At 48.6% G+C, this 8,183-nt stretch carries 3 protein-coding genes and 8 pseudogenes; 9 read left to right on the top strand and 2 right to left on the bottom strand.

Translation table 11 applies throughout. The features are described from left to right. Nucleotides 1-333 precede the first annotated feature (333 nt). Nucleotides 334-1,527: a serine hydrolase gene (locus BG74_RS05075; RefSeq protein ID WP_066597062.1), complete on the top strand. Its 1,194-nt coding sequence runs from the start codon at nucleotides 334-336 to the stop codon at nucleotides 1,525-1,527. A gap of 86 nt (nucleotides 1,528-1,613) precedes the next feature. On the opposite strand, the pseudogene BG74_RS05070 reads toward BG74_RS05075, so the two are convergent. Further along, a pseudogene (locus BG74_RS05070) lies at nucleotides 1,614-2,836 on the bottom strand (SLC5/6 family protein). 1,046 nt (nucleotides 2,837-3,882) lie between these two features. Here BG74_RS05070 and ybjM point away from each other — a divergent pair. From ybjM to BG74_RS16850, 6 genes and pseudogenes are all read left to right on the top strand, one after another. Then, nucleotides 3,883-4,341 carry an inner membrane protein YbjM gene (gene ybjM, locus BG74_RS05065; RefSeq protein WP_066597054.1) on the top strand — a complete coding sequence of 153 codons (459 nt, stop codon included), beginning with the start codon at nucleotides 3,883-3,885 and terminating at the stop codon, nucleotides 4,339-4,341. A gap of 82 nt (nucleotides 4,342-4,423) precedes the next feature. After that, nucleotides 4,424-5,189 (top strand): annotated as a pseudogene (locus tag BG74_RS16870) (polyamine ABC transporter ATP-binding protein); the annotation flags it as partial. 85 nt (nucleotides 5,190-5,274) lie between these two features. After that, nucleotides 5,275-5,731 (top strand): annotated as a pseudogene (locus BG74_RS16865) (ABC transporter permease); the annotation flags it as partial. A gap of 1 nt (nucleotide 5,732) precedes the next feature. After that, nucleotides 5,733-6,158: pseudogene (locus BG74_RS16860) on the top strand (ABC transporter permease subunit); the annotation flags it as partial. Nucleotides 6,159-6,169: 11 nt separating this feature from the next. Then, nucleotides 6,170-6,280: pseudogene (locus BG74_RS16855) on the top strand (putrescine ABC transporter permease PotI); the annotation flags it as partial. A 1-nt stretch (nucleotide 6,281) separates the two neighbouring features. Further along, a pseudogene (locus BG74_RS16850) lies at nucleotides 6,282-6,541 on the top strand (putrescine ABC transporter permease PotI); the annotation flags it as partial. Between the two features lie 20 nt (nucleotides 6,542-6,561). Here BG74_RS16850 and BG74_RS20540 read toward each other — a convergent pair. Further along, nucleotides 6,562-6,754 (bottom strand): annotated as a pseudogene (locus BG74_RS20540) (cold shock domain-containing protein). A 380-nt stretch (nucleotides 6,755-7,134) separates the two neighbouring features. On the opposite strand from BG74_RS20540, the gene clpS reads away from it, so the two are divergent. Then, on the top strand, nucleotides 7,135-7,458 hold the full coding sequence (gene clpS / locus BG74_RS05050) for an ATP-dependent Clp protease adapter ClpS (protein WP_066597050.1): 324 nt from the start codon (nucleotides 7,135-7,137) through the stop codon (nucleotides 7,456-7,458). A gap of 27 nt (nucleotides 7,459-7,485) precedes the next feature. Continuing rightward, a pseudogene (locus BG74_RS16845) lies at nucleotides 7,486-8,183 on the top strand (Clp protease N-terminal domain-containing protein); the annotation flags it as partial.

The following is an 8,183-nucleotide window of genomic DNA, read 5'->3' as shown; positions in this document are numbered from 1 at the left end:
GAACGCTACGCAGGTGACAATATCGCGTCCGGCGCGGGGATACCTACCTTCGGATTGACTAGTTATGTATATATTATATATAATATACTAAATTTAATTAATTACCCATGCCGAAAGGCATTTTTTTTCTGCGCCGTGTGGGAGATGAAAAATTGACAATAAAAGGACTGATAGGCGCGCGCCAATGCGACAAAGTTAAATGCTTTCGATAGAAGTAGATTTGCTAGGATATGACATAGACATGCGCGCAAACTCGTTACTGGCCCATGCGCGCAACATACGTCACCAGATTGCACGTGGTGACTCTTATTGAATGGATACTCTAGCCTCATTATGATGAAACCTGTTTTCAGCACTCAACGTTATGCCCTTGCTTTGGGTACATTACTGGTCTTCGCCATCCCCGTCACATACGCTGCTGAGGCTCCGCCCGCCGCGCCGGAAATCAACGCCCGCGCGTATATCCTGATGGATTACCAAAGCGGTAAGGTGCTGGCGGAATCCAATGCCGATCAGCGCCTTGACCCCGCGAGCCTCACCAAAATCATGTCCAGCTATGTCATCGGACAGGCAATGAAGGCCGGCAAAATTCATCCAGAGGACAAAGTTACGATCGGTAAAGATGCCTGGGCCACCGGCAATCCGGTTCTTCGCGGTTCGTCGCTGATGTTTCTGAAACCGGGCGAACAGGTGACGGTCGATAATCTCAATAAAGGGATTATTATCCAGTCCGGAAATGACGCTAGCATCGCGCTGGCGGACCATGTTTCCGGCAGCCAGGACGCGTTTGTTAGCCTGATGAATCAGTACGCCGCGGCTTTGGGACTGAAGAACACCCGTTTTCTGACGGTACACGGCCTCGATACGCAAGGGCAGTACAGTACCGCGCGGGACATGGCTATCCTCAGCCAGGCGCTTATTCGCAATGCGCCGGACGAGTACGCGCTGCATAAAGAGAAAGAGTTCACCTACAACAAAATCAAACAGCCTAACCGTAATCGTCTGTTGTGGAGCAGTAACCTAGCTGTTGACGGTGTGAAAACTGGTTATACCAGCGGCGCCGGTCATAATCTAGTAGCGTCGGCCACCGATAACGGCATGCGGCTCATTTCCGTAGTGCTAGGCGCTCCGACCGATGGTATTCGCTTTCGCGAAAGTGAGAAATTGCTGACCTGGGGGTTCCGGTTTTATGAAACCGTGATGCCTATTCCGAAAGACCGCCCGTTTACCCAGCAGCGGGTATGGTTTGGCGATCGCAGTCAGGTGAATTTGGGCGTCGTACAGGATGCGGTGATTACCTTGCCGAAAGGGCAATTGAAAAATCTGAAGGCGTCCTTCATGCTGGCATCCCCGCATCTGGAAGCGCCGCTAGCCAAGGATCAGGTAGTGGGCACAATCAGTTTTAGTCTAGACGGCAATATCATTGAACAGCACCCGCTAGTGGTGATGGAAGAGGTGAAGAAAGGAGGTATTTTCCGCACGCTGTGGGACTGGATTCCATCTAAGATACAAGGTTTGGTTAGCTAAACTCGCCAGGGATAGTGCGATCTTCTCGCGCTGGCACAAGGTAGCGTTGCCACCCTGAACTGAACAGACATCGCTAGAGGAACGCCTCACATGAGCTTATAGATGGTCGCAGTCAGCGCGACGAGCCCAATCTCCCAAACGAAATAATTGCTCGCCAATCCATGGTAGCGATCCATGGCAGGAACTTGTTTAAAAGCGTACATCGGCATTAAGAACAGTAGCATGCCGATGACCAGGCTGCCTAAGGTTTCAATCAACCCGAGCATTCTCGGGTTGATTGTAGCGACAAGCCAGCCCAGGCTCAGGCTGTCAAGAGCATTAATATGGTGGTTACTTTGCCCACCCCACCGACGGAAATCTCCTTGCCAGTGGGGTGGGCACAAGGCCGAAGTCACCAGTCCACTAAACCCTTCACTGACGCTGAGATAGTGCCTTAGAAAGGATTTAACGATGCGATAATAGGCCCCAGCAAGGCGATAAAGGAATTATCAAAAATGGTTTGCAAGATAGGACAGAATGGAAATATTTTGCTCTTTATCTTCCTGCATGTTTTCCGGAAAAAGGCTTAGAGTGCAGCTAAAAAAGAAAAACATCACGGCCAGTACCATCATCACATAGCTACATGCCAAGATACGGAGGCATTCAATTCGGGCTACCTCGCCGTATTCTTCGCGTTTGGACATTGCGAATAATAATGAGATATAGGGGAATAATTAAATGAAAACACCATGATCGGCACCGCTAGCTACAGGGTGCTAAACATCCCGCTGCTGTCGGTTTGCGGCTGCACCAGCAACGCATGGAATATCGCGCCGCTCTAGTACAGAATTAAATAGAATGATAAAAACACCAGCATCGCGAAGAAAGGGAACACAAACACGCTCATCTAGTTAACGATAATAATGTCCTTGCCAAGCCAGATGATCATCATCAGCCCCACTATCAACAGCAACGCCAGCAAAGCCTGCGGCAACGCGCTGTAGCCGAGCTGATGTACGATGAAACTCTCGACGGTATTAGTGATAGCGACGCTATATACCAGCAAGATCGGATAGTTGGCCAAGAAATACAACAGAGTAATAAGGTGGTTACTCATGCGGTCGCTGAAATGCTCCTTCACAACATCGGTAATGTCGTTGCATTTACCGCTGCCCGATAGCACGAATCGCGTCATCTCCTAGTGGGCGAAAAATGTCATAGGAAAAGTGATAAACGCCATGATAAATATCGGCATCAGCCTACCGATATCCCATTGATAGGCAGGAACAAAACGCCAGCGCCGGATAGCCGTGCCATAAAGTCCCAACATCTATACCGTATCGATTTTGCGCCAGGCCGCGTCGGAAGAGATAACCCGCGCGCGGGAAGCTTTTGTTATGTCCATAAATTCTCTGAACAAAACGCAAAGGCTGACGGGCAATAAATGCTAGCCGCACTCTGTTTTATATAATTATATTGAGGTATTCAATTATTCGTTGTGGATTTATCTGAAATCTTCAGGGGGAATAATAATGTGTTTATTTGTTACTTCCAGCGTTAATGCCATTTTGTAGCACTAGTCGAATATTTAATTGCAATAAGCAGCCATGGTATAATATTCACTGTCGTGATCAATTAATGATAGAATACACTGGCGTTCATGATATGAATGTTTAAATATGGTGATTATATTTCAAAAAAATTTAGTTCTCCCTTTATCTTCTCTAGGTTATTTTTTTAATTTCGCGCGTTACATGTGAAATTTAATTTTCATGATAGGTGATTAAATAATGTTTAATGGGACGTTATTCCTGGAAATACATCACGTGATGGAATTACACCCAAGTTGTGATGATTAATTGCGCAAGGAGAGTAATGGCACATGGAGTGGGTTACTTTGTTTTATAGATAAAACCCTTGCGTAGGTCACAATTGACGGGTTTGCGTCTGTGACGCCACCGTTTGGCATACTCTTTGTTAAGACAAAAAAATTTTCGTTTTATCAAAAAATGATTTAATTTTAAATGAAATAGCATCGGAGAGGGTGATAAAAAGGATAGGGGAGAAGAAAATAAAAAACTCAAGCGTCTTGAACCTACTTAATCCCGTCCGACTTTTGGCATTCATGTGCCTATGTGTAGTGCACATCTCAGCGTGTAACCTCGCGGGAGGTCAGGCAAGCTTGGCTGACTGCTTTTCTTTAATTTCCTCATCTTGAGAAGCCCGAGCGTCCCGCCTATTAGGCGATTTGCCGGGATTTCTTCCCCCGCATAATCCGCTATAGGGGCGCTTGCTTTTTTACACTGGAAACAGACACTATTGCTGCTATCGTATTGGTAACTATGAGGGAGTCAACCATGGCGATTCATCGGTATAATGCAGGAATCGCGGGGACAGCTCGCTGATTTTTTGCTTATTTTTATCAGTCAAAAAACTGCTCTGGTGTCCTTTGGCTGTAAGGCGGGCCAAGGCGGGAAATTCGACCTACTATTGTTTATGCTGCACAGTATTCTCGGCGCGCTGCTATCAGGCAACAATAACCCATTTTATCCGCCGCTGGGTGCATTGCTTGCCGCGGCAGTCTATTGTTTGCTATTTAATATCGGCGTCACGACCCACGACCGGTTACAGGCTATGGCGTTAACTAACCTATCTCTGCTGAGTGCAGTATTTTGGTGTGTTTTTGGCGCGTTTGGCTGCTGCTTCGCTGGGATGTTTAATGCACTATCCAGCGCATTAAAGTGCTGTGGGCAACTGCAGCGTGGCGGCGACATCCCACTAGGCCAAATCACTATCTGTCGGGCGGTAGACGTCGTAAGGGCAGGCACGGGCTAAGATTTTCCTTGACATAAGCTTCAAATTTTTTGCGAATGCTAGCGTGTTTCGAGACACTGACCCACGACGCCATTGTCCTTGCCTTGATAACCTGGATCTCTTCCATACGCCGCCCTATCAACGACCCATCAATATGATGTTCCATTCCTATGCGCTGTTTCCCAAATGACGGTGGAACAGAATATCGCCTTCGGCCTGAAACAGGACCAAGCTACCGAGCGCAGAAATTGAACAGCGGGTAGATGAGATGCTGGCGATGGTGCATATGCAGGAGCATGCGGCGCGCAGCTTGGCGGAAAGATCCAAGTCTGGATGAACCGATGGGCGATCTAGATAAGAAGTTGCGCGATCGTATACAGCTAAGTGGTAGATGTTCTCGAGCGGGGGTCGCCGTGACCTGCGTTATGTTAGATCAAGAAGAAGCGATGACTATGGCAGGCCGTATCGCCATCATGAACCATGGAAAATTTATGCAAATCGATGAGCTGGAGAAAATTTATGAGAATCCAAACAGCCGGTTCAGCACTGAATTCATCAGCTCGTTAAATATATTTGATGGATTGATTAAAGCTAGTTCCGATAACGCTCTGATATTGCAAAGTCCGGGGCTTGCTATCTCCGCTGCGGGTGAATACCGACGTCTCGGTGGTGGATGGCGCGCTGGTTCACATGGCGTTGCGGCTGGAATAATCATATTGTACGAGGGAGCGCCAGCAGGCATCTGCAACTTCGTCGTCAGGGAAGATCAATATCGCCTACTTGGGGATTTGTCCATTTACTACGTTCTCCTTAATAGTGGGCAGATTATCAGCTCCCAACTGACCAATCCTTTATCGTATAGGGGAGGGGAAATGTATGTCTAACGCCAATATTAAATCATCGACTGGCGGCCGTGGCGCGTGGTGGATCCCGGGTCTGTTGACACTCTTGCAGATGGCTCACGACCGCAAGGAGATGATTCTCCTGCCGCACCTATGGTTGCTGCTATTTATGCAGCCGTTTTTGATTGTCTTTTAAAATTAGTGTGGCCGAAATAGCGTGCGGCATTTCCGCACTAGATCGATCTGGTACCCGGCTAAACGGCACTCTGATCGTTTCTCTTAATCTCGCTAATTTCATGCAGCTGCTATGGACTATCCTCTCTACATCGAAGCCTATCTGCAATCCCTGTAGGTCGTGGTAGTGTCGAACTTCTTTTGCCTGCTGTTAAGCTATTCTATAGCTTGGAAGGTGGCGCACACAGCCAAGCATCGCCCCTTAATATTTTGCTGCTGTTGGTGATTTTGCAGTCCTGGACGTCGTTTCTGATTCGGGTATATATGCCTGTATGAGTATTTTGAAAAATAACGGTATACTTATATAATGTGCTGGTGTGGCTTGAGGTTTATCGNCCAGCCGCTGGTCATTTTGCACACCAACCTAGCGGTGTATATCGGCGCGGTATACACCTATTTACCCTTTATGATCCTGCTATCTATACCGCGCTGACTGACTAGACTAGATTATATTTGCTGGTGGAAGTTTCGCCGGATCTCTAAGCGCACGGCCGATGATAACCTTTTTTCCAGGTCATTGTGCCGATCACCAAAGTCGGCATTATCGCTGGTTTGATGCTGGTCTTCATTCCAGCGGTGGGGGGAATATGTGATCCCTGATCTGCTCGGCAGGTCCGACAGTACCATGATCGGGTGGATATCTTGTGGCAGGAGTTTTTCAATAACCGCGATCTGCCAGTGGTCTCAGCGGTGGCAGTGGTGATGCTGGTGCTGCTGATAGCGCCTATCATGTGGTTCCATAAAAATCAGAAAAAGCTATAGGCGGATCAGCGATAAATCGGTTACCAGTCATCTGTTCGCCTTGGCGTATCGTGATTTTACTGGTGGCTACATCTTTATTGCGCCGATGCTGATGCTGTTGATTTATTCCTTCAACAGCTCGCNCTGGTCACGGTCTGTGCCGGCTGGTCCACCTAGTGTTACCACGTGTTGGTGCATCATGATGACGCGATGATTAGTGCCGTGCCGCTGAGTATGACCATGGCAGCGTCGACAGTCACCCTGGCAGTGGTGGTGATCGTCCGCTTTGGCCTCTTCCTCGCTACCGGAGGGGTTGCCTTATTATGCTGACCGCGCCGCTGGTGGCGCCGGACGTGATAACCGATCTGTCCCTGTTGTTGTTTATGGCACTGGGGAACGCGATAGTCAGCGCGCCGCGCGTAGCTTATAAAACGGAATCGCTGCTAATAATAGTCTCGGCTTCAACAGACGAAATCAGGCTCGCATAGCTACTCCCTTAGGTCCCTTGATGAACCTCGAATGTTACGACTTGCCGGGCCTTCAGCGTCCTGGTGACCGTCCATCTAGATCATTGAATAGTATGAAAAGATATCCTCGTCGCCGTTTTCCAGGCAGATAAAACCAAAACCTTTGGTATTGTTGAACTATTTAACTTTACCCAACTCCATGTTCCTGCATCCCTCGCAACCGAAGCTTTTATGTGATGAGGAGGATAATTGGTATTGTAATCGGCTGATTACCGGCATCCACCTATACCTTATACACTCTAGAGGATAGCGATAAGAGATCAGGCGATGGTTAATGAGTTAGCTGATGCCATTATCGAACTTTGAAGCAATTAACGCCTTAACCAGTTTTTCCCAGACGGGCTCTGCCAGCATACCCGGATAAAATCCAGACACCGCCGGCGGAGCTATTTTGATTAGCCAATAGTAACAAGATGAAAGAAATGGGCTGCTCTAGCGCAGCGGTGATGATTTAGCATTGGAATAACACGATGGGTAAGACAAGCTACAGGCTGGATGAGCGATATCTAGCAGCTGAAGAACAGGTAAAAGATACGGTACAACCCCCGTCTATGTATAAAGTTATACTTATCAATGACGACTATACTCCAATGGAATTTGTTATTGACGTATTGCAAAAGTTCTTTTCTTATGATGTTGGACGTGCAATGCAACTGATGCTTAGGGTGCATTATCAGGGTAAGGCCGTTTGCGGTATTTATACCGCGGAGGTTGCGGAAACCAAGGCAGTTCAAGTCAACCGCTACGCCCGGGAAAACGAGCATCCGTTGCTTTGTACGCTGGAAAAAGCCTGAAGAGGCAATCTATTTGGGGAGGTGCCAATGCTCAATCAAGAACTGGAAATCAGTTTAAACATGGCTTTCGCTAGAGCGCGTGAGCACCGGCATGAATTTATGACTGTGGAACATTTGCTGCTTGCCATGCTCAGCAACCCTGCGGCGCGTGAAGCGCTAGAGGCATGCACGGTCGATCTGGTTGCCATGCGCCAAGAATTGGAAGCTTTTATCGAACAAACCACACCGACCTTACCCGCAAGTAGTGATGAAGAACGTGAAACGCAGCCCACGCTCAGTTTCCAGCGCGTGCTGCAGCGTGCGGTCTTCCACGTCCAGTCGTCCGGACGTAGCGAAGTGTCCGGCGCCAACGTGCTGGTGGCGATTTTCAGCGAGCAGGAATCCCAGGCAGCTTATTTGCTGCGCAAGCATGACGTCAGCCGGTTGGACGTGGTGAATTTTATCTCCCACGGTACGCGTAAAGACGAGCCGCAGATACCCGGGCCTGAATCGTCTGTCAACGAAGAGCAGTCAGGTGGGGAGGAGCGTATGGAAAACTTCACTACCAACCTTAATCAACTGGCGCGTGTCGGCGGCATTGACCCGCTGATTGGTCGCGATCGTGAGCTGGAACGCGCCATTCAAGTCCTGTGCCGCCGTCGGAAAAACAACCCGCTGCTGGTAGGCGAGTCTGGGGTGGGTAAAACCGCCATCGCGGAAGGACTGGCCTGGCGGATCGTGCGCGG

This window comes from Sodalis-like endosymbiont of Proechinophthirus fluctus, from assembly GCF_001602625.1.
GTDB lineage: Bacteria > Pseudomonadota > Gammaproteobacteria > Enterobacterales > Enterobacteriaceae.
Note: the sequence above shows the minus strand (reverse complement) of the source record. Positions and strands in the feature narration are given on the sequence as shown.

What these genes read in the sequence shown, in the direction of transcription:
- BG74_RS05075 (WP_066597062.1), top strand. Translation starts at nt 334, where the DNA reads ATGATGAAACCTGTTTTCAGCACTCAACGTTATGCCCTTGCTTTGGGT.
- clpS (WP_066597050.1), top strand. Translation starts at nt 7,135, where the DNA reads ATGGGTAAGACAAGCTACAGGCTGGATGAGCGATATCTAGCAGCTGAA.
- ybjM (WP_066597054.1), top strand. Translation starts at nt 3,883, where the DNA reads ATGCAGGAATCGCGGGGACAGCTCGCTGATTTTTTGCTTATTTTTATC.